The sequence below is a fragment of the Bombilactobacillus sp. ESL1197 genome (assembly GCF_058107145.1).
This window is the reverse complement of the sequence record NZ_JBYLTY010000001.1, coordinates 66438-86440: the sequence shown is the minus strand read 5'-3', so window position 1 is coordinate 86440 and position 20003 is coordinate 66438. Positions and strand designations below refer to the sequence as shown.

General features: G+C 36.7%; 21 protein-coding genes. 13 read left to right on the top strand and 8 right to left on the bottom strand.

Going from position 1 to position 20003, the window contains the following annotated elements; all coding sequences use genetic code 11:
- Window positions 1-70: 70 nt before the first annotated feature.
- The gene (gene menB, locus AC3B6B_RS00290; protein ID WP_489756720.1) at window positions 71-886 is read right to left on the bottom strand and encodes a 1,4-dihydroxy-2-naphthoyl-CoA synthase; all 816 of its coding nucleotides are present in this window, start codon (window positions 884-886) and stop codon (window positions 71-73) included.
- Here menB and AC3B6B_RS00285 point away from each other — a divergent pair.
- Together AC3B6B_RS00285 and AC3B6B_RS00280 are read left to right on the top strand one after the other, a co-directional pair.
- Window positions 867-1292: a PaaI family thioesterase gene (locus AC3B6B_RS00285; RefSeq protein ID WP_489757688.1), complete on the top strand. Its 426-nt coding sequence runs from the start codon at window positions 867-869 to the stop codon at window positions 1290-1292. The two genes, menB and AC3B6B_RS00285, sit on opposite strands and share 20 nt — an antisense overlap.
- A gap of 244 nt (window positions 1293-1536) precedes the next feature.
- A complete protein-coding gene (locus AC3B6B_RS00280) occupies window positions 1537-3261 on the top strand; it encodes a pyruvate oxidase (RefSeq protein ID WP_489756719.1) in 1725 nt (574 codons plus the stop codon).
- Between the two features lie 178 nt (window positions 3262-3439).
- On the opposite strand, the gene AC3B6B_RS00275 is transcribed toward AC3B6B_RS00280, so the two are convergent.
- Both AC3B6B_RS00275 and AC3B6B_RS00270 read right to left on the bottom strand, forming a co-directional pair.
- Window positions 3440-3838 (bottom strand): GNAT family N-acetyltransferase, encoded by a 399-nt coding sequence (locus AC3B6B_RS00275; RefSeq protein ID WP_489756718.1) that lies wholly within the window; start codon window positions 3836-3838, stop codon window positions 3440-3442.
- A 56-nt stretch (window positions 3839-3894) separates the two neighbouring features.
- Window positions 3895-4521, bottom strand: coding sequence for a nitroreductase family protein (locus AC3B6B_RS00270; RefSeq protein WP_489756717.1), 627 nt, complete (start codon window positions 4519-4521; stop codon window positions 3895-3897).
- A gap of 314 nt (window positions 4522-4835) precedes the next feature.
- Between AC3B6B_RS00270 and AC3B6B_RS00265 the strand changes: the two genes are divergently transcribed.
- The 11 genes from AC3B6B_RS00265 (at window position 4836) to AC3B6B_RS00215 (ending at window position 14791) form a co-directional block, all read left to right on the top strand.
- Window positions 4836-5060: a hypothetical protein gene (locus AC3B6B_RS00265; protein ID WP_489756716.1), complete on the top strand. Its 225-nt coding sequence runs from the start codon at window positions 4836-4838 to the stop codon at window positions 5058-5060.
- Between the two features lie 93 nt (window positions 5061-5153).
- Window positions 5154-6026, top strand: coding sequence for an McbB family protein (locus AC3B6B_RS00260; protein ID WP_489756715.1), 873 nt, complete (start codon window positions 5154-5156; stop codon window positions 6024-6026).
- Window positions 6016-6852 (top strand): nitroreductase family protein, encoded by an 837-nt coding sequence (locus AC3B6B_RS00255; RefSeq protein ID WP_489756714.1) that lies wholly within the window; start codon window positions 6016-6018, stop codon window positions 6850-6852. The genes AC3B6B_RS00260 and AC3B6B_RS00255 overlap by 11 nt, the downstream gene beginning before the upstream one ends.
- Before the next feature lie 5 nt (window positions 6853-6857).
- On the top strand, window positions 6858-7883 hold the full coding sequence (locus AC3B6B_RS00250) for a YcaO-like family protein (RefSeq protein ID WP_489756713.1): 1026 nt from the start codon (window positions 6858-6860) through the stop codon (window positions 7881-7883).
- Window positions 7884-7895: 12 nt separating this feature from the next.
- Window positions 7896-8972 carry a YcaO-like family protein gene (locus AC3B6B_RS00245; RefSeq protein ID WP_489756712.1) on the top strand — a complete coding sequence of 359 codons (1077 nt, stop codon included), beginning with the start codon at window positions 7896-7898 and terminating at the stop codon, window positions 8970-8972.
- Between the two features lie 11 nt (window positions 8973-8983).
- Window positions 8984-9748 (top strand): hypothetical protein, encoded by a 765-nt coding sequence (locus AC3B6B_RS00240; protein WP_489756711.1) that lies wholly within the window; start codon window positions 8984-8986, stop codon window positions 9746-9748.
- Between the two features lie 12 nt (window positions 9749-9760).
- Window positions 9761-10456 (top strand): ATP-binding cassette domain-containing protein, encoded by a 696-nt coding sequence (locus tag AC3B6B_RS00235; RefSeq protein ID WP_489756710.1) that lies wholly within the window; start codon window positions 9761-9763, stop codon window positions 10454-10456.
- 168 nt (window positions 10457-10624) lie between these two features.
- A complete protein-coding gene (locus AC3B6B_RS00230; RefSeq protein ID WP_489756709.1) occupies window positions 10625-11380 on the top strand; it encodes a MurR/RpiR family transcriptional regulator in 756 nt (251 codons plus the stop codon).
- A 154-nt stretch (window positions 11381-11534) separates the two neighbouring features.
- Window positions 11535-13139 carry a maltose/glucose-specific PTS transporter subunit IIBC gene (gene malX, locus AC3B6B_RS00225; RefSeq protein WP_489756708.1) on the top strand — a complete coding sequence of 535 codons (1605 nt, stop codon included), beginning with the start codon at window positions 11535-11537 and terminating at the stop codon, window positions 13137-13139.
- Window positions 13129-14313, top strand: coding sequence for a MalY/PatB family protein (locus AC3B6B_RS00220; RefSeq protein WP_489756707.1), 1185 nt, complete (start codon window positions 13129-13131; stop codon window positions 14311-14313). Before malX ends, AC3B6B_RS00220 begins: the two co-directional genes overlap by 11 nt.
- Window position 14314: 1 nt before the next feature.
- Window positions 14315-14791, top strand: a complete 477-nt coding sequence (locus AC3B6B_RS00215; protein WP_489756706.1) for a PTS sugar transporter subunit IIA — start codon at window positions 14315-14317, stop codon at window positions 14789-14791.
- 72 nt (window positions 14792-14863) lie between these two features.
- On the opposite strand, the gene AC3B6B_RS00210 is transcribed toward AC3B6B_RS00215, so the two are convergent.
- The 5 genes from AC3B6B_RS00210 to AC3B6B_RS00190 all read right to left on the bottom strand — a co-directional run bounded on the left by AC3B6B_RS00210 (window position 14864) and on the right by AC3B6B_RS00190 (window position 19899).
- Window positions 14864-15190: a hypothetical protein gene (locus tag AC3B6B_RS00210; protein WP_489756705.1), complete on the bottom strand. Its 327-nt coding sequence runs from the start codon at window positions 15188-15190 to the stop codon at window positions 14864-14866.
- A gap of 61 nt (window positions 15191-15251) precedes the next feature.
- On the bottom strand, window positions 15252-16343 hold the full coding sequence (locus AC3B6B_RS00205) for an MFS transporter (RefSeq protein WP_489757687.1): 1092 nt from the start codon (window positions 16341-16343) through the stop codon (window positions 15252-15254).
- Between the two features lie 305 nt (window positions 16344-16648).
- Window positions 16649-17533: a PfkB family carbohydrate kinase gene (locus AC3B6B_RS00200; protein ID WP_489756704.1), complete on the bottom strand. Its 885-nt coding sequence runs from the start codon at window positions 17531-17533 to the stop codon at window positions 16649-16651.
- A complete protein-coding gene (locus tag AC3B6B_RS00195) occupies window positions 17523-18890 on the bottom strand; it encodes a purine-cytosine permease family protein (protein ID WP_489756703.1) in 1368 nt (455 codons plus the stop codon). Before AC3B6B_RS00195 ends, AC3B6B_RS00200 begins: the two co-directional genes overlap by 11 nt.
- Before the next feature lie 10 nt (window positions 18891-18900).
- Window positions 18901-19899: an ADP-ribosylglycohydrolase family protein gene (locus AC3B6B_RS00190; protein ID WP_489756702.1), complete on the bottom strand. Its 999-nt coding sequence runs from the start codon at window positions 19897-19899 to the stop codon at window positions 18901-18903.
- Between the last annotated feature and the right edge of the window lie 104 nt (window positions 19900-20003).

Here is a 20003-nt window from a genome sequence, read left to right as displayed (position 1 = left end):
AAGTCAAAAAACGACTTTTAAATTGGGCTAGGTTAGTCTTCAGCTTTTAACCAATTTTGTTCACAGCTTGTTATGGGAACTTGGGGAACTTATCGAAATCGGGTTCGCGTTTTTCTAAGAAAGCGTCACGACCTTCTTTACCTTCATCTGTCTCATAAAATAACATGGTGGAGTCGCCAGCAATTTGTTGCAGACCGGCTAGGCCGTCCGTATCAGCATTCATGGCAGCCTTAATGAAGCGAATGGCGGTTGGTGATTTCTTTAAAATTTCGTGACACCAAGCTAGCGTTTCCGTTTCAACGTCGGCCAACGGAACGACCTTATTGATCCAGCCCATTTCAAAAGCCTCTTGGGCACTATAAGGTTTGCATAAAAACCAGACTTCTTTGGCGCGCTTATGACCAATGACTCGGGCTAAATAAGCGGAGCCATAACCGGCATCAAAACTACCAACTTTTGGTCCTGTTTGCATGAACTGGGCATTGTCAGCCGCAATGGTTAAATCACAGACTAATTGTAAGATATTACCCCCACCAACGGACCAGCCTTTGACCATGGCAATCACGGGCTTCGGGATCACGCGAATTAAGTGTTGTAAGTCTAAGACGTTGAGCCGGGCAATTTTATCTTTACCAACGTATCCACCGTTGCCGCGCACTTTTTGGTCACCACCGGAACAAAAGGCTAAATCGCCTTGACCGGTTAAGATAATTACACCAATACTTGCGTCGTCACGGCAATAGTTAAAGGCCTCAATCATTTCTTGAATCGTGTCCGGAGTAAAGGCGTTACGCACCTGGGGGCGATTAATTGTAATTTTGGCGATTTTATCTTGTCGCTCAAATAAAATTTCTGAATAATTCTTAATAGTTTGCCAATTCGTCATAAAATTTTCCTTTCTGGAGGTCAGAACAATCGATTTAATTCAATATCTCGGGATCAAAATCCTACACCAAGCTCCCCAAACGGTTTTATTGCAATTACCCATTACAGCACAAGTCTTACAACCTTACGGCCAGTTGCATGGAGGCATGAATAGTGTTTTAGCCGAAACCGCGGCTAGTTTAGGCGCTAATTTAAATTTACCAGCTGAGCAAGTAGCCGTCGGCACACAAATTCAAACGAATCATTTACGTTCGGTGAAGCAAGGTGAATTATTTGCAGAAGCACACCCGATTCAAATTGGTCGGCGGATTCAAGTTTGGCAAGCTAGTACTTATCAAACTTCAATCCAAGAGCCAACTAGTATCAGTACTGTCACCTTGATGGCAGTAGCTAAATCCTCTAAATAACATCTTAGCATATCAAAGTTTGGTGTTGAGGAAAAGTGCTAAGTTGATTCTTTAGAATTGGTGGTTCAAATTTTGCAGGAAGGGGGAGATTGTAGCTGTCTTCACAAATGAATGTGAAAATATTAAATTTTTCCTAATTAATTAGGATTGGGCATTTAACTTTTGTTTGTGATTGATTCGTGGTAGAGTAGAATAATGTAATTTCAAGATGTTGTTCAGATTTAATCGGAGATGGAGAGATATAATGAAAATTAATGCTGCCGATAAAATGGTTCAAGTTATGCAAGCTTGGGGCATTGATAATGTATATGGTTTACCTGGGGATTCTGTAGATACAACCATTGAAGCTTTGTATCGCAAACGCGATCAAATTAAATTTACACAAGTTCGGCATGAAGAAGTTGCTGCGTTAGCTGCTGCTTCGCATGCCAAATTAACTGGTCAAGTGAGTGTTTGCTTGTCCATTGGTGGACCTGGTGCCATTCATATGTTAAATGGTTTATATGATGCTAAGATGGATCACGCACCAGTTGTGGCTATTTTGGGTCAAATTCAATCTCATTTATTAAATACTGGTTTCTTCCAAGAAGTCAATACACCACAATTGTTCGAAGACGTTGCTGTTTATAATCGTTTGGTAACTAACCCAGAAACCTTACCAGCAGTTATGGACGAAGCAATTCGGGCCGCTTATACGAATAAAGGCGTTGCAGTTTTGACGATTCCAGATGATGTACCGGATCATAAAATTTCTGATACGTTTAAACCAACGGCTGATCAATTCCGTTTGGATGCTCCCAGTGCTGATGTGAAAGATATTGATCAAGCTTTAGCCATGATCAAAAAAGCCAAAAAGCCAGTAGCTTTGATTGGTGTCGGTGCTAAAGAAGCGCAAGAACAAGCTAAAGAATTTGTGGAACGTTACTCCATTCCATTTATTCAAACAATGCCCGCTAAGGGAACCATTGATGATGATCATCCCAATGCGTTAGGACAAATCGGTAAATTAGGTACGAAACCTGCTTATGAAGCAATGTTTAACGCCGATTTATTAATGTTAATCGGAACTGATTATCCTTATGCACCTTATATCAATCAAAAGATTCCAACAATTCAAATTGATAATGACCCAAGTAAAATTGGTCACCGTCATAATATTGATTTGGCGATCGTGGCAGATACCAAAGATGCATTAACCTTATTAAATACCCGTGGCGAAGTGATCAGCGATCGGCCATTCTTAAAAGCTTGTCAAAAGAATATGCAAACTTGGCGCGCTTGGATGAACGACGTTAAGAACAAGAAGCATAATGGCGTTTTACCATCCAAGATGTTTGCTAAAATGAGTGAAGTGGCACCAGCTAATACGGTTTGGTCCGTTGATGTGGGGACTTCAACTTCATTTGGTGCCCGGTTTGTTGATGTTAAGTCCACGCAAAAATATACGATTTCTGCATGGTTAGGAACTATGGGCTGTGCTTTACCGGGATCCATTGCTTCTAAAATTGCGATGCCACAACGCCCAACTTATGCAGTTTGCGGCGATGGTGCTTTTGCCATGGTCATGCAAGACTTTGTTACTGCAGTTAAATATGATTTGCCAATGGTCGTTGTTGTGTTAAATAATCATTTGTTAGCCTTCATTGAATATGAACAACAATCTGCGGGCCAACAAAATTACGGCATTGATTTGGCAGATATTGATTTTGCTAAATTTGCTGAAGCTTGTGGTGGTATTGGCATCAATGTTACTAACGATGAAGAATTTGCTCAAGCTATGGAACAATACAAGAACCCTACTAAGCCAGTTTTAATTAATGCTGCGGTTTATGATGAAGCTCCATTACCAGGTAAGATTATTAAAGATGAAGCTGAAGGTTATTTGAAGTTTGGTTTTGAATATTTCAAAGACAAGTTCCAAATCCCTAAGATGCCACCATTACGTGAAATCTTACGGCAATTTTTATAAAATATAGTTTGCTGAAAGTCGTTTTCGAGAGAAGACGGCTTTTTTGGTATAACCATTTTTAGAAAATGGATAACAATAAAAAATAAGATTTTAACCAAGTTTTTTCAACTAACCTAGAGTTAAAATCTTATTTTATTTACATATTGAATGAATCATTTCAATCTAAATAAACTAAGGATTATTTTCTTAATTGAAAAGCATTCTCCACTTTCTCGAAACCAATCTTTGGATAATATTCCATTGCTTTGGGTGCCGCTAATAAATAAAGTTTGGTGTGCGGACCAATTTGTGTATTTAATTTGTTAACTAATGTTTTACCAATACCTTGTTTTTGATAGTTAGCATCTACGGCTAGGTCACTTAAGTAGCAAAGATCATAGCCAGAATCAACTAAGGCGCGGGCTACCCCGACTAGTTGGTCTTGATCCCAAGCAGTCCAGAGAATATCAGAATCCTTTAAGACTTGCGCAATCTTTTTAGGTTGCTCGATTGGGCGGCGCAAAGCTAAAGTGGATCTTTTTAAAAGATCAATATAGGTTTCAACTGTCACGTTGACTTGGTTACTGTAAGTAATCATGCTTGCACTTCCCTGAGTATTATAGTTTGTTTTATATGATAAATTAGTTTTGAAACTTATTCAATAATCCGAGCAAAATCCGATACAAGATAGCGTTGTTTATCGTTACCTTGTTCGGCGGCTATACCGACGGATAAGAACATAATCGGAATTAAATGGGAATCAATATTTAAGCAATCCATGACTTTAGGAAAATCAACGCCACGCATTGCCACGGAATCATAGCCAAAACACCGCACCACATGCATTAAATTCATCGCAAATAAACCAGTGTCTAAATTAACACCTTGCGCAGTTTTATCTTCGGGGTGTGTTTGATAAAAGTTTTCTAAGCCCTGTTGATATGCAGTAATGGCCGTTTGATCATGGGCATCTAACAAGCCATGATTAATGGAAAAATCGGTTAGAGTTTCGGTTTGATAAGCAGATAAATCGCCTAAAATAAAGAACAGTGCTGAGGCTGTTTCGACTTGCTCTTGGTCGGAAGCCAACTGACGTAAAACTTTTAACTTAGCTTTGTCTTTGATCACCACGACTTTCCAGGGCTGCGCGTTGTTACTAGAAGGTGCCGTGGCTGCCAACTCCAACATTTTATTAATAGTTTCATCGGAAATAGTTTGGGCCGGATCATATTTACGAATGGATTTACGTGCTACTAAAAAATTAATCATCTCTTGGTTCATGTTTTAGCCTTCTTCTTATTTAATCTAACTTTATTATAGTTTTATTGTTAAAAAATGAAAAGGCTAACATTGGGCTGGTGATTTGGAAAGTCAACTTTAAAAGGTTCCAGAATTGAATTTTAAAAAATTCTATTAAGCTAACAATTTTGGCACATAAAAAAACTATTTATTAAGTTAAAGCTATTCTGAAGTAATACTTTGATACAAGATTGTAGTTAATCTTGATATTGAGCAATAATAAATTAAAAAATGCCATTGACTTTTAATCTTATATTAATATAATTCTAATTACATTCATATAGGAGGATTAAAATATGCAAACTATTAAAGCCAAGGATTCTTTAAAAACAAAAGATTATTTGAAAATTCGAGACAAAAAAGCAAGTGCAAAACTTAATAGATCTTTGGAACAAAATTCAGAACATAAATTTGGATATGGAGGAAGTCTTAAAAGTAATAAATTAACCGAAATACATGATGGTAATAATTACTTTTGTTGTTCTTCTAGTAGTGGTAGTTCTACTGTAAGCAAAAGGTAAAAATATATTATTTTAAGGTCGCATGGTATCACATGTGGCCTTAAATAATATATTGAAGATTATAATAAATTGGCCATATGGAGGAATCATAAAATGAAAGGTAGTTATGAAATATTACCCTTTTTCTTATATAGTGGTGTAAATGAGTTACTTCAAAATGAATATGGTATAACTGTTATCAATGATAAAGATTTGTCAAACCTTTTATTTAAATGGGATAGAGATTCAAGAAAGCTTGTCTCATATGATGAAATATATAGTGTTTTTTGTGAAGATACTGATGAGCTTATATCATTTTTAATAAATAAAAAAGTTTTAAAAAAAAGCATCACAACATATTCAATTGAAATTAAAAATATTGTGATTGTATCAGATGACTTGCATATTAAATCCAATGTTTTTTCTTATTTAAGATCTAAATTAGATTTAAATGTAGAAAGTATTAGTGTTACTGAGGTTCAAGAATTTTTAAACATGAATTTATCTACTGATGATATGATAATAGTTTCTTTAACGAAATACAGTTTTAAGGATGCCAACTTGATTAGAGAAAAAATCATTGATAGCAATAGCATATCATTGTTTGGTTATTATTATGCTGGCAATTATTATATAGATAATTTGTATAAAACCGAATGGTATAATCCTTGTCATCAGTGTAATTTGGAGAATATAAAAGCTCAATTACGTATTAACACTACCGGAGATGTAAGTTATCAAGAAATAATTGATGATATTTATAAAACAGATAGTGAAATGATTATAAGTACACAATTACCAGACTACCAGAAAGACTTTATTTCCTTGTCATTGTTTTCCATAATAAATAATTTTATAGGAGACGGTGAATATTCTAGCATTAATCCAGAGTCGCTTTCGTTAGTTACAAAAATAGATTTAAATAATAACAAAGTATATAAAGACTTTTCTGTATATTGGGAGTTATGTGATTGTTATGAAAAATAATGATAAAAGTGCATCTTCTGAAAAGGAACTTTTAATTGCAAAAAAAATGTCAGAACAATTATTAAGTAAACGAATATTAAATGATATTGAAAAATTTCATCAATCAACGACCTGGCAGGTTCCTTATAACTGGACTTTCAATTCAGGAGTTATAGAATGGGAAAAACTTGTGGAGTATAAAGACATACTTCCAGATAACCCTTTAGATACTATAGAAATGTTTCCTAATTATAAGATACCTAATTATAATTATCCTCAATCTACGAGACATTTTAAAAAAGATAAATATATTGATAAAAGTAAAATAGCAGATATATTAGGTAAGGCGTTTGGTAGATATGAGGGATTAGGCTCAAAAAATTATGGTTCAGCAGGAGGGCTGTATCCAGTAATTCCAGTTATGATTGTTTTTAGTAATAATGAAATACAAGATATTGATGCAGGTGTATATGTTTATGATTCAGAGCATTATTCACTTCAATTGATTAAGAAGATATCCAATAAAAAAGATTTTAAAATGTTATCAATAAATGTTAACTCGGCTTTTCCTGGCCAACTTTTGTCTAATATATGTTTTGCATATGCAATAGATTTAGAAAGAGCTATTTTAAAATATGGTCGTAGAGGATATAGGCATGCACTAATAGAATCAGGATTAATTGCAGAGAGTTTACACTTATCTCATGTATCGTGTTATAAGGAATTCGGGGATTGTATTTGGTCTGGATTTAATGATAATGCGTTGACTCGTGCCTGTGGATTGAATGCGAAAATGACGCCTGTTACTCTTCTACAGTGGTTTGGATTGAAAGATACTAATAGGTGAATATTATGTTTACTGTCTATCCAGATGATAACAACCACATCTATAATACAATGTTTAGTTGTGATAAAACAAAATCTTTTTTTGCATCTTCTAGAATAGGCATTCTATTAAATGAAGATACCTATTCACCCAATGATTGTGGGTCCTTTGGAATTAATAAATTATTAGCAACAAAAAAAGCATTTTCGGAATCAGTAGAAAGAAGAAGTTTGTCTGGAAGTTCAAGCAACGAAATCCTTGTTCAAACTATTGACATTTTTAGCGGTTGTGTAAAAGAAATAAACAAAAATAATTTCTATTTTGCTGATAAAGGATGTCTAGATACAACTTCTACAGCAGCAGATACTAATGGTAACTATGCTGTGTATAATTCCATATTAGAATTGATTGAAAAGAATGCTACAATGCTTTTCTGGTATAACAATGAAGGATATCAATTGTATTCTGAATCAATGAAAAATATTTTGATTAATATCACAGGGGAAAATTATGATCATAAAGTTTTTATCAATGATAGTTTTTATCCTGTTTTAGTTGTTTATGTATTTTTATACGTAAATGGACATCCAATTGTTGTGGGTACGGGGTCTGGTCTTTCTTTAAAGTATTCTTTAGAAAAAGCTGTTAATGAAGCGGTCTTTTTAGCCAAAATAGAAAATGATAATAATAGTATTATTGATTATAAGGGAATGCTTTATGATAACTATACTTCAATGAAGAAAAAGTCTTTTGATGATATTAATACCGAAAGGAAACTATCATCATACTCAAAAAAAGAATCTTTCAATTGGCGTAATGAAAATAATATCTCTATTAAAGACTTAAAATTGTCATTACGTAGATTTACAAATCATTTATATATTCATTCACTGAGCGTTTCATATAAAAAATTGATTTGTATAAGATCTTTTTCTCCTGAATTGATCAATTATGTACCATTTAAGCAAAATCTTAAATTTGATAGAAAGATATATCATAGAATAAGTAGAGATGTTTTAAAAAATGATTTTCCTGATAATCCAATTATGTAAGGACATATTATCATGTATATAAAAAATAATAATGCAAATATAGATAGTTCATTTTTGATACAAAATATATCTTTTGAGGATAAAAAATTCTTAGAAACAAACTTTTGTCATACTTCGATATTACCCTTAAAGATAAAGAACGCAACTGGTAACTCTGCAACGTTTAATAAAAAAAATGCAGTAATGGCATGCTTTGGAGAATATAATGAAAGATTGTCCATGTTTTACAATATTAATTCAAAAATTTCTAAAATACCTGCTTTTTCGTTATTTGATGACAGTGTGTTAAATGTTAATCCAGCTGAAGTATATATGAATTATTCACTAAGAGGATTAAATGGATATAAGAAAATATTTACTGATTCGTGTGGCGTTGCTTCGCATACTAATTCTGAATTAGCACTTTATGCTGCTATTTTGGAGTTTGTGGAGAGACAGTCTTTAATATTGACTTGGTTATCTAAAAAAAGGGGAAGAGAGTACCCTATAAATTTATTAAATAATTATCCTGAAAGTAGGCATTTAATTAAAAGGTTCAGTAGTATTTTTTCTTACTTTAAAGTCTATGATATTTCTTTGTATAGCGATATTTTTGTTATTTTAATAATAGGAGGTAATAAAGATTCATTTTCTATAGGCTTGGATGCAAACCTATCTTTTAGTGAGGCTTTAAAAGGTGCATTGGATGAATTTTGTCAAAGCTATGAATCTATTTTATTGTACCAAAACAACCCCAATTTAAATGAACAAGAGTTATATAAGAGAAATTTTTTAAATCAAACTTCTAAAGAATTTATTCAAAAATATACTTTTTTGGAGGGAGATATTACGAACTATTATCCTGAAAAATGTCAAAACAGCAATTTGATTAATTTAAAAAAAGTTATACAAAAAGTTCCTATAGATTATTATGCTCTTTCAATACCTCCTGCTATTAGTCAAACTAACCTAAGAATAGTTAAAGTTTTTTCCCCTGATGCTTTTCCACACATGAATACTCAAATAATTGATCCACATAAATATAAGATAGCTAATGTGTTTGGAATACAAGACTTTCCTAACATGGGCAAGTCAATTCCTTTTCCGTGAGGTTAAACAACATGAAAATTATTCTTAATTATGCTAAAACCTTTAATAAAATTATTTGGTCTGAAAAAATACCACTTATATATACTTTGTTATTACCAACTGCTTTATATATTTTTTCTAACTTTCGACGATTATCTATAGGAGGTATTTCCATAATTAAATTGTTAGCTTCAACCAGTGATTATCTAGCATATATGATTGTTTCAGTAGCTATCAATGGAATTGCATTACAAATAATTAGTTTTCGCGAAAGTGGTTTTTTAAAAACTGTCACGATGATATCTGGAGGAAATCGCAAATTTCCAGTCTATGGCCTACTAGTGAGTGAATTTATTTTTGGATATTTGTGTGTCTTGATGTTTGGAATTTTTATGGCAATATTTAATTTTAACAAAATAATTATGATTATTTTGATCTATACATTGATTTATATTTGTTCGGCCATACCAGTCATGTTATTTAGCGTATTGCTAACCATTTTTCCAATGCGCGTGAATACAAGTAGCATCTTGGCTAATTTAATACTACTAGGGTTAATCTGGTTATCGGCTGTTCGTCAAGATACGGGTTCCTTTTGGGGAGAGTTACTTTTTGGCATGAATCCAGCTGATTATGTAACACAAGTTATTGTTGTCATACTTAATTTGTTTAAAACTCCACATGTGATTAACCTATATCAAGTATTGTCGATTTTTGTTTTATTTATCATTTATTTTTTCATTGGTTATGTGGCCAGTGCTAAAGTTAGAATCAATTCCTTAACATCTAGAAATTAGGAGTGTGTGGACATGAAAATTGTTTTGGATAATATTTCATTTAGTTATCAGGATCATACAATCTTCAAAAACTGTGATTGTCAATTTTTGCCTGGAAAAATTAATTATTTAATTGGGTATAACGGTTCCGGAAAGAGCACGTTGTTTGACCTGATCAGTGGTGTTCAAAAAGTTGATAATGGAACAATTGTGTCATCGATAAAGACTAACGAAATTGTTTATCAAACGCAAAATCCAATCTTCTTTGGTTCCTTAAATGGTAATGATTTAAAGCAATTTATTTTTGGGATTGCTACTGGCTATCAAAAGATTGAAGTTAATCAATTAAGCCCGCACTTTAAAAAGTTATATTCTGGTTTAATGAATCGTAAATTAGGATCTATGTCTGTGGGAGAAAAGCGCTGGTTGTTAATCTTTTTGGAAAGTTTTTTACAAAAGAATGTTTTTCTACTTGATGAACCTACAAGCGGCGTGGATCCAGTAGCTAATAGACAAATCAACGATCAACTTTTAACTTTAGCTCAAGATCCTCAGAAATTAGTAATTGTTACTACGCATGATTTGCAACACTTGGTAGAAGCTGATTGTTATATTCATCTGCTGAGTCATCAAAAAATTCGAACTTTTAATAGCTTTGAAGAGTTTATAGCCGTCGCACAAAAATCTGATCCTGAAGAAGCTTTTGCTGTCTTAACAGGTAATGAGTAGTAATTAATTAATTTTCGTATCATTGTTAAGTCTTCATCATAGTTAGGAACTTACTGATTATGATGAAGACTTTTTTAGTGATAAAATAATTGATTTTGCTGCAGTTAAAGCTCAAAATCTTTATAATAAACAAGTGAATTTTTTTACAATGGTCAAAGGGAGACAGCGATGACTTTATTTTTTAAAAATATTGAACGGCAAAGTGCAACTTTAAGTACCGCAGAACGGCAAGTGTTTGACTATCTGAAACGCGCGGCACCTGAATTTTTAAAGCAGGATATTGCCCAAATTGCGCGGCAAACTTATGTATCGACAGCAACAGTTAGTCGGACGATCAAAAAATTAGGCTATCAAAATTTAACGGAATTTAAGTTTTATTTGCGTAAAGCGTTGGAAGGCGAGCAGGCAGAGCAAATCACCAAAAGGGATTTTTTAAAGCATTCGGGTGCAATTCCTCTGATTGGGCGCGAAGACTTAGATTTATTACAGTTAAAGCGGGTGACGCAATTAATTAATCAAGCGCACCATATTGAATTTTTAGGATTGGGACCGTCTTATACGGTGGCAGTGGATGGTGCGCGGCGCTTAATGTTTGCAGGTAAAAATTCTTCGAGTCGTTCCGAATGGGATGAGATTGATCGGGTGGTCTCCACGATTGATCCTAGCGATTTGGTATTTTTGATCTCTTGTTCCGGAGAAACCGCGGTGATGGGGCGTTGTGCGGGAATTTTACAGCAACGGTTGGTTAATACGGTTGGCATTATTGGCAATGTTCAGAGTTCTTTGGCGGGGAAAGTCACCGAAGCTTTTGAGCTGCCAGTTCCGAACATTTATTATCAAGATTTGGATTTGTCGACGCGCATTCCACTTTTACGGTTAGTGGAGTTAATTATTGATGAGTATATTTACCAATATTGTTTGTAGTTACCAGATTTACTAGGTCGTTCGTTTTTTATTGTTAAAATTGTAACCATTTACAAAAAATGTAAATTCCGACATTATCCTTGAAAGGGCTATTTTCGCCAGTAAATTTGTTTTATTCTGTAATCGTATTCAAAAAAAGAGAAGGAGTAACGAGATGTCGGAACAAGAAGAACCAAAGAAAAAAGTTACTGCTTGGGAGTTTTTCCAAGGTTTAGGTAAAACTTTCATGTTACCAGTTTCGTTATTGGCATTTATGGGCTTGTTATTAGGAATTGGGAGTGCCTTTTCCAGCCCGAGTATGCTTAAATTATTACCATTTTTAAAGATCACACCAATTCACTTGATCTTTCAGTTTATGTCGACAATTGGTGGTTTTGCCTTTACTTATTTACCAATTATGTTTGCGATGGCGATTCCGTTAGGTTTAGCCCGTGAAGAAAAAGGTATTGCTGCTTTTGCAGGATTTGTGGGCTATTTTGTGATGAATATGTCCATTAACTTTTATTTAAAAGTTACCCATCAACTAGTTCCTGTCAGCAAAATGCAAGCTGCCGGTCAATCGAACACCTTTGGGATTCAAACTATTGAAATGGGTGTTTTAGGTGGAATTATTGTCGGTTTAATTGTGTATGTTATTCATATTCATTTTTACCAAACGCAGTTACCAGATTCGTTTGCATTCTTTAGTGGCACGCGTTTTGTACCGATTATGACAGCCTTGGTTATGGCTTTAGTGGGCTTAGTAATTCCCATGATTTGGCCGATCTTTTCAACAGCTATTAACAGCTTAGGTTGGCTGATTCAAAAAGCCGGTGTCTTTGGACCATTTATCTATGGTACTTGTTTACGGTTATTGATTCCGCTAGGTTTGCATCATATTTTGTTAGCGATGATTCGTTTTACTCAAGCTGGTGGGACCGCAGTGGTGGCCGGTCATCACGTTGTCGGAGCGTTAAATATCTTTTATCAGGAATTGCAACACGGCTTGCCGATTAGCCACCATGCGACCGCCTTCTTATCGCAAGGTTATATGCCCACGATGATGTTTGCTTTACCAGCAGTCGCATTAGCGATTTATAAAACGTCCTTCCCTGAAAATCGGAAGAAAGTTAAAGGCTTGTTGATTTCGGGAGTGATTGCTTCGTTTGTAACGGGAATTACGGAACCAATTGAGTTCTTATTCTTATTTATTTCACCAGCTTTGTATATTTTCCATAGTATTATGTCTGGTTTAGGTTATATGGTGATGGCCTTATTAAATGTTGGGATTGGCAATACTGATGGTGGTATTTTAGATTGGTTGATCTTTGGTGTCTTGCAAGGACCCGCTACTCGTTGGTGGATTGTCCCAATTGTCGGAGTGGTTTGGTTTGCCATTTACTACTTTGTTTTCAAATGGGCCATTGAAAAGTATAACTTAAAGACTCCTGGTCGTGAAAAGCACGCTAGTGCAACAGATACAGAGGATTCAGGTGAGCAATTCGATGTGCCACAAATTTTGGCAGGTGTTGGTGGTGCCGCTAATATTGTGAACGTCGATAACTGCGTGACCCGCTTACGTTTGATTGTTCAGGATACGGATTTAGTGAATGAAGAACAATTGAAAGCAGCTGGCGCGTTAGGAGTTATGATTTTAGATAAACAAAATGTGCAAGTGATTATTGGCACCCAAATTGCCACAGTGCGTAAACAATTTGATGCGGTATTAAAAGAGCAATCAATCGGTAAAGGAGAAACTACACAAGCTGATGGAGTATAACTTTGATGAAATTATTGATCGTCATGATGAAAAATGTCGCAAGTGGGATCGGACGATTATTGAACACGAATTTGGTCCTATTCCGGACGATTTTATTCCCATGTGGATTGCTGATATGGACTTTCGTTCCCCCCAAGGAATTTTAGATGCTTTCATGAAAGCTAGTCAGCGGGGAACCTTTGGTTATACGTACACGTATCCGGAATTTTATCAAACCGTAGTACAATGGCAACAACAGCAACACCAAGTCTTTGTCGATCCAGCCTGGATTACGTTAGGCTATGGTAGTGTGGCGACGATGTATAATTTAGTGCAACAATTTTGTGACGCCCAACATGGTGTGATGACTTTGACACCCACTTACGGTCCTTTTGGCCGCTGCGCTCGCGATAATCACGTGCCGGTTGGAATGAGTCCGTTAATTTTAAAAAATAATCGCTATGAAATTGCTTGGGATGACTTAGAGCACCAATTACAGGTTCAACAACCACATTTATTATTTTTCTGTAATCCGCATAATCCTTCCGGGCGGATCTGGTCGCCACAAGAAATTGAACGCGTGGCCCAACTGTGCTTGGATAATCAAGTAATTATGGTCAGCGATGAAGTTCATAGTGAACACATTTTAAATAATGGTCACCACACTTCAGCGTTGAGTTTACCGGACAAGTATTTACAAAATTTAATCTTTTTGACTTCGCCGAATAAAGTCTTTAATCTAGGTGGCTTAAAAACATCATATTCAATTATTCCTAATCCACAATTACGTGCACATTTGCGCGCTAACTATCAAAAAAATTCGATTACGTCACCGAATATTTTCGGAATTACAGCTATTGTTGCCGGTTATCAAACGGGGAACGATTGGCGGCGCGCGATGGTCGATTATGTTTCACAGAATTATGAATTAGCCCAACAAATGTTAACAGATCAGCGGCTACAATTGATTCCTATGGAATCATCATATCTCTTGTGGGTCAAAGTTAGCGATTTGGGAATTAGTGGTGCAGAGTTTACGCAAGAGTTGGCTACGCAACAAGGCGTTATCTTAGAAGCGGGGACGGACTTTGTCGGTGACGGTCAAGACTTTACACGGATTAATTTAGCAATGCCGCGCTCTCAAATCAAAACGGCTTTATCGCGGATTAAGAAATTTATCGACGGGAGGTTTTAAGATGTTTGGCTTGAAAAAGAAAAAAAGAGTAGCAGATGAAATAGTCGCACCGGCCAATGGGCAATTAATTACTTTAGCTGCTTTGAAGGACGGAGTCTTCTCAAGTGGCATGATGGGGCAAGGTTATGCGGTGATTCCTAGCGACGGTCAAGTAGTCGCGCCCGTTAATGGTACCATTGTATCCATTTTTCCTACGAAGCACGCGATTACTCTAAAGGATCAGCAAGATCATGAAGTTTTATTACATTTAGGGATTGATACGGTCGAATTAAATGGTGCCCCTTTTGAGATTAAGGTGCAAGCCGGCCAAAGTGTGACAGCAGGCACAGCTTTAGCACAGATGGATTTGGCCATGATTCAACAGCAGCAGAAAAATCCGAGTGTCATTGTTATCTTTACTAATTTAAAAGAAGAACAACTTCAAGTGAATGACCTGCAAACAGTCAATGCAGGAGCTGTCGTGGCAACTTTGGAATAGTTCTCATTAAAAAAAACTGTCAGTGAACACTTTTTACGGCGTTCACTGACAGTTTTTTTATTTAAGCTATGTTTAACGTTCTGGTTCCTTGATTTTAGCTTTTTCTTCACGATACCAATTTTCCCACAATTGTGGTGTATTGAGTTGTTCCATCTCTAGTCCAGCATTCTTTAACAAGTCTTCCAACAAGGCGTTGATAATATCTGAATGTTGTTTGATTAAAACTGGAACAATATCTTTCATTCGAAAGCTGCGATCATGAGCAATAAAAGCATTTAATTCAGTGACATGATGATCGACATCATATTGAGAAATAACCTCTAAATCATCATCCTGAAAGTGATGTACGTAAAATTGTAAAAATGCAGCAACCGCTTTTTCACTATATGGCTGTGCCAAATATCTCATCCTCCTCTAATTACATACTTTAATCATGACACGAAAACTCTTGATTGTAAAATTAATTTTTTAACCGTTGTTGAAAAAAGGTGCGTAGAAAAATAATGACGCCCATTACTAACGCGATGATAATTTGTAATTGGTAAGTTCCGGTTAGTAAGTTGGGACTAAATTTAGGAACTAAATTGTTGAAAAATAAAGCGGATCCGGAAAATCCAAGACTGGTAATCGCGGAAAAACAGCCCATGACTAGGGGATAATGTTTGGCGGTGGCTAAGCCAGAGAGTAGATAAGGAACTGTCATTAAGGTAAGGGCACTGCCACTTCCAATTAAAAAGGTGGCAATGGCAATGCTAGTGGTGGTGTGCAGTCTTAGTAATAAAAAACCGCCGAGGGCGACTAGAAAGAAATTGGCCACTAAAAGATATTGTTTAAATAATTGGCGTACCCAACGGATAACAAGACCCATCACAATAGCAGCCAAGCCATCCAACATCATAATCCGGCCCGTTAAAGCGGGTGTTCCTAAATGGAAATGTTGAATATAAACAGCATTTTTATTATAGAGCACGGCTTCTAACGCAATCATGACGCTGGCCACAATCAAATAATAGATAATTGAGCCAAACTTAGTTTGAGTAACTTGAGTGTTTTCGTCTGTGTCTGCTTTTTGATCTGGACGTTTATTAGGTACGACAAAACTAATAATAATTAAAGCCATTGCTGCTAAAAAGAAAAGATAGTAAGCGTGTAGCCAGTTGTGGCTTGCTAACAGCCCACTAAAGAAGACCATCACCATTGATGAACCATTTTCTAAGGCCACAACGCTGCCGAGCATGGTGGCGAGTTGCTCACCTTGGAAGGTATAGGCTTGTAAACTAGGTAAGATAGTCGTGATCCCGCCGGTTCCTAGCCCTGCTAAAAAGCCCCAAAGCAATAATTGATTGACTGATTGATGAAAAAGAAGCGGTAATAAGCCGCCCAACGTTAAAATGCTAACACTAATTAAAGCAATTTGTTTAAAAGTCCAGCGGTCTAACAATTTACCAAAGACTAAAGCGGAAATCACAGCAGCGGCATCACCAATCGTGGCGATGGACTCTACAGCCGTACTATTGGCATGTGGAAAAGCTTGTCCGCGGGCGAGGTTGATGATGATAGGCGCGCAATAATTGCTAGAATGACAATGCCGAGTAGCAGTTTTCTGGTTTTGTGATTGAACATAGAATAATAACCCTCAATATTTAAACATTTTTCATTAATTTTATAATATAAATTTGTGTTTGACTAGTTTCATGAGTTGCAGTTAGTATTCGGTTTTGCTCGCAGCTGGTTATAATTACGCTCGCAACACAAAAGCTTGCGTTTAACTACAATTAGACTTTTAAGTTAAAAAGCAAACTTCAAAGTCTAATCTAGGTTAGTACTCAGCTTTTACTCGATTTTGCTCGCAGCTGGTTAATAAAAATTACTGTTTAGTTTTTGAACAATAGTGCCTGCAACTTGGTTAGCTTGCTGTAAAGTATTAGACCACGATTTTTGCTGCATTAAACCAGCTAAGAGGCCGCCACAATGAGCATCACCAGCGCCGCTGGTATTTTGGATAGTTTTAATTTTTGGAGCAGGAACGCTTTGATAAGTTTGACCATCGTAAATGACGCACCCACGGGCGCCTAACGTTACGATAACGGGCTGTTGGGTGACAGCAAAAATAGTCGCTAATTGTTGCTGGAGATCGGTGGTTTGGGGCGCCAAGGTTTGTAATTCAACTTGATTAGCGTGAACCATAGTTGGCAATTGCCAGAGTTTTTGTAAAGTAGCTTGTTCAATGGTGCCAATGCGTGGCGAGGTATCAAATAAAATTGGTGTGTGCGGGGCATGGGTCTGTAATTGGTGCAAAATTAGCTGGGCACAAGATGAATTTTCTAACTCATAGCCACTAAGATAGATATATTGGTAACTGGCCCAATCGCAAGCCTGAAACCAATCTGCTTGCCATTGTAATTCAATCCCAGCGAAAGTTAAAAAGCTCCGTTCTCCATTAGGCTCAACTAAACATAAATCCCAGCCGTTGTCTTGGTGTCCTTGCGCTAACAAAGGCTCGATGTGCCATTGCTGAAATTGCTGTTGAATAATTTGGGCAAATGGTCCTTGACCAAGCGGCACGAGTAAGTCACTGGCAATTTGTTGCTGTTGTAAAGCACTGTAAACATTGAGCGCACATCCCCCGACCGTGGTCTGAGGCGAACTAGCGCCGATATCGCTGCCGGAAGTCGGTAAACTAGATACTTGGGTCAGCAAATCCACTAAGGCAGCGCCGATAACTAAGACTTTAGGCTGCATTTTGTTTTCCTCCCTGGTTGAAGATCTGTTCAATGGCGATTAAGATTAAGGCTACTAAGGCGGCCACAAAGACACCTAGGCTATTATTTTTAAAAATACCGTAAGCAAAGGGTCCCTGCCAAACAGCATTATTAGTAAATAACAATCCGCTTACAGTAGCAATTAACCACGTTAGAATATTAAACCAGCGATATTTGGGAGCAGTTTGAGTTTGAATCAACTTGAGGTCATAGCCGTGTTGGCGTTTAAACAAAAAGTCACTTAAAAAGACGGCCAACCAAGTTACTAAACAAATACCTAAGAAATTTAAGAAAAGTTCGAAGTTACTTAAGAAGCCAGCAGAAAAGAATAAAACATAAATAGCAATTCCAAAAACGAGCAAACTATGAACAATTAAGGAACTCGATTGTTTGAGATTAATGCCAAAGGTTTGCAGATTAATCCGTGCGGAGCGAAAAGAAACCATACACTGGGGCACTAAACCGCCAGCGGCAATCAAGAAGTATAAGACACCCATCCAAGTTGGTAAGACGCTGTACATCACTTGGTAAGGATCGCTACTATTAGCCAAAGTTGGGGCACTAGTGCTTAAGAAAATCCCACCAATCATTAACACAAACAATGGCAAAGCACCGCCAAGGGTCGTCGACCAAAAAGTTTTATGCAAATTGGTTTGCGGTTGGACGTAAGCGCCCCAATCAGCAGCAGCCATAGACCAAGAAATGCCCGAACCCGCAGCAATGATGCTGACTGCAGGCAACCAACCTTTGATCCAAGAACCATGATGCATAGACCAGGCAGTTTGCCAATTGGTTTTTAATAAGAAGAAAATAAAAATTACAAAGGTTAAAATTCCAAAAATCCAACTTAGCCACGTTTGAATTTTGGCTAATAGGTCTTCTTTTAAAAAGCCGGATAAGACAATTAAACTGGTGAAAATCAACAGACAAATCAAAATGGTGACGGGATTTTTGGGTAAGTGCAAAGTCTGCAACATGGCAACGAATAATAAAGTTCCGGTAATAATATTAACGGCGAGCCAACCGACCATGTTAATCCACGCTACGATATTAGGAATTTTATTGCCATTAATACCAAACGGTGCGCGGCTCAGTTTAAAAGTCGTGATACCATTTTTTTGCCCAATCATGGCGATAAAACCCGGAAAAATAAAGGACAGAGAACCAATTAAAGCGGCTAAGACGGCTTGAAACATTGACAAATGGTAGCTAACAATAATGGCACCATAAACGAATCCCATAATACCAATGTTAGCGGCAAACCAATTATAAAATAAAGCTAGTGGTTTCAAGGTACGTTCTTTTTTTGGAATAATAATTTGTTCTTGTTTAGTCATGATTTACTCCTTATTGGCGAAACTGGTTAATTGCTTGTGCAATGCTCTGCAAATTATGCTGGGGATTTTGTTGATCAATCAGTTGAAGCCAGTTAGGAGGAATTGCCTCAACTCCTTGATAAGCGCCACAAATGGCGGTGGCCATGGCACCAATGGTATCGGTGTCGCCCCCTAAATTAGCACAGAAGAGTGCACACTTTTGAACATCACGCCAATAATAAGCAATGGCAAACGCTGCCGGCACACTTTCCGAGAGCATCGTGCCGGTTCCCAGCACTTCATAGATTGCTTGGCGAAATTGCTGTGGTTGTTGCTGAAATTGTTGGGCTAAGTGTATGGCTAATTTAACACGCTGGTTGATGTTTGCCGCCCAAGTCGGAGCTCCTTGCTGAAACCCTAACGCGCTAGTTTGCAACGCAAAATCAACAATTTGTTCCCAATCAGTGTAGACCATGGCCGCACTGACGGCACCAGCAATTAAGCACGCACCACTATAAGCAACATCACTCGAATGGGTAACCTGAGTAACTTGCACAACCAGTTGCACCAAATCATTTTGCTGATCAGGGGTAAATAAAGTACCAATCGGCGCAATTCGCATGGCGGCACCGTTGGTCAAAGCGGTGGCGGTCACAGAAGCTGTAGGTTGATGATGTAGCGCTAAAGTTAAGGCAGCTTTACTACTAGGTCCGAGAATATTATTTTCCCAAGCATTAACATCTTTTGCCCAGGCTAAAAGATGTTGGACTAAATTGTCCGTCTCGGGTTGCCAATTAGTTTGAATCAAAGATTCTAAAATAACTAAGGCTTGGTTAGTGTCATCGGTGTATTGCCCGCGTTGAAAATATTTGGCAATGTCGTTGTTGGCAGGGCCGGCAACAAAATCACTAATTCCATTAGGGAAAGTGGCCTGGATTTGTTGTTGCGTCCAGAGTTCAGTAGGCATGCCTAGAGCATCACCGATCGCTTGACCATATAAAGTTCCTAAAATTTTATTATTGGAACGCAATGTTTTCTCCTTTATTGTTAAAAAATAACTAGCAACGTTAATCATTTTTAATGATAGTTTAAAATCGAACAAAAATAAATAGCCATTCAAGCGGACACTTGATT

What these genes read in the sequence shown, in the direction of transcription:
- menB (WP_489756720.1), bottom strand. Translation starts at nt 886, where the DNA reads ATGACGAATTGGCAAACTATTAAGAATTATTCAGAAATTTTATTTGAG.
- AC3B6B_RS00280 (WP_489756719.1), top strand. Translation starts at nt 1,537, where the DNA reads ATGAAAATTAATGCTGCCGATAAAATGGTTCAAGTTATGCAAGCTTGG.
- AC3B6B_RS00275 (WP_489756718.1), bottom strand. Translation starts at nt 3,838, where the DNA reads ATGATTACTTACAGTAACCAAGTCAACGTGACAGTTGAAACCTATATT.
- AC3B6B_RS00270 (WP_489756717.1), bottom strand. Translation starts at nt 4,521, where the DNA reads ATGAACCAAGAGATGATTAATTTTTTAGTAGCACGTAAATCCATTCGT.
- AC3B6B_RS00265 (WP_489756716.1), top strand. Translation starts at nt 4,836, where the DNA reads ATGCAAACTATTAAAGCCAAGGATTCTTTAAAAACAAAAGATTATTTG.
- AC3B6B_RS00260 (WP_489756715.1), top strand. Translation starts at nt 5,154, where the DNA reads ATGAAAGGTAGTTATGAAATATTACCCTTTTTCTTATATAGTGGTGTA.
- AC3B6B_RS00255 (WP_489756714.1), top strand. Translation starts at nt 6,016, where the DNA reads ATGAAAAATAATGATAAAAGTGCATCTTCTGAAAAGGAACTTTTAATT.
- AC3B6B_RS00250 (WP_489756713.1), top strand. Translation starts at nt 6,858, where the DNA reads ATGTTTACTGTCTATCCAGATGATAACAACCACATCTATAATACAATG.
- AC3B6B_RS00245 (WP_489756712.1), top strand. Translation starts at nt 7,896, where the DNA reads ATGTATATAAAAAATAATAATGCAAATATAGATAGTTCATTTTTGATA.
- AC3B6B_RS00240 (WP_489756711.1), top strand. Translation starts at nt 8,984, where the DNA reads ATGAAAATTATTCTTAATTATGCTAAAACCTTTAATAAAATTATTTGG.
- AC3B6B_RS00235 (WP_489756710.1), top strand. Translation starts at nt 9,761, where the DNA reads ATGAAAATTGTTTTGGATAATATTTCATTTAGTTATCAGGATCATACA.
- AC3B6B_RS00230 (WP_489756709.1), top strand. Translation starts at nt 10,625, where the DNA reads ATGACTTTATTTTTTAAAAATATTGAACGGCAAAGTGCAACTTTAAGT.
- malX (WP_489756708.1), top strand. Translation starts at nt 11,535, where the DNA reads ATGTCGGAACAAGAAGAACCAAAGAAAAAAGTTACTGCTTGGGAGTTT.
- AC3B6B_RS00220 (WP_489756707.1), top strand. Translation starts at nt 13,129, where the DNA reads ATGGAGTATAACTTTGATGAAATTATTGATCGTCATGATGAAAAATGT.
- AC3B6B_RS00215 (WP_489756706.1), top strand. Translation starts at nt 14,315, where the DNA reads ATGTTTGGCTTGAAAAAGAAAAAAAGAGTAGCAGATGAAATAGTCGCA.
- AC3B6B_RS00200 (WP_489756704.1), bottom strand. Translation starts at nt 17,533, where the DNA reads ATGCAGCCTAAAGTCTTAGTTATCGGCGCTGCCTTAGTGGATTTGCTG.
- AC3B6B_RS00195 (WP_489756703.1), bottom strand. Translation starts at nt 18,890, where the DNA reads ATGACTAAACAAGAACAAATTATTATTCCAAAAAAAGAACGTACCTTG.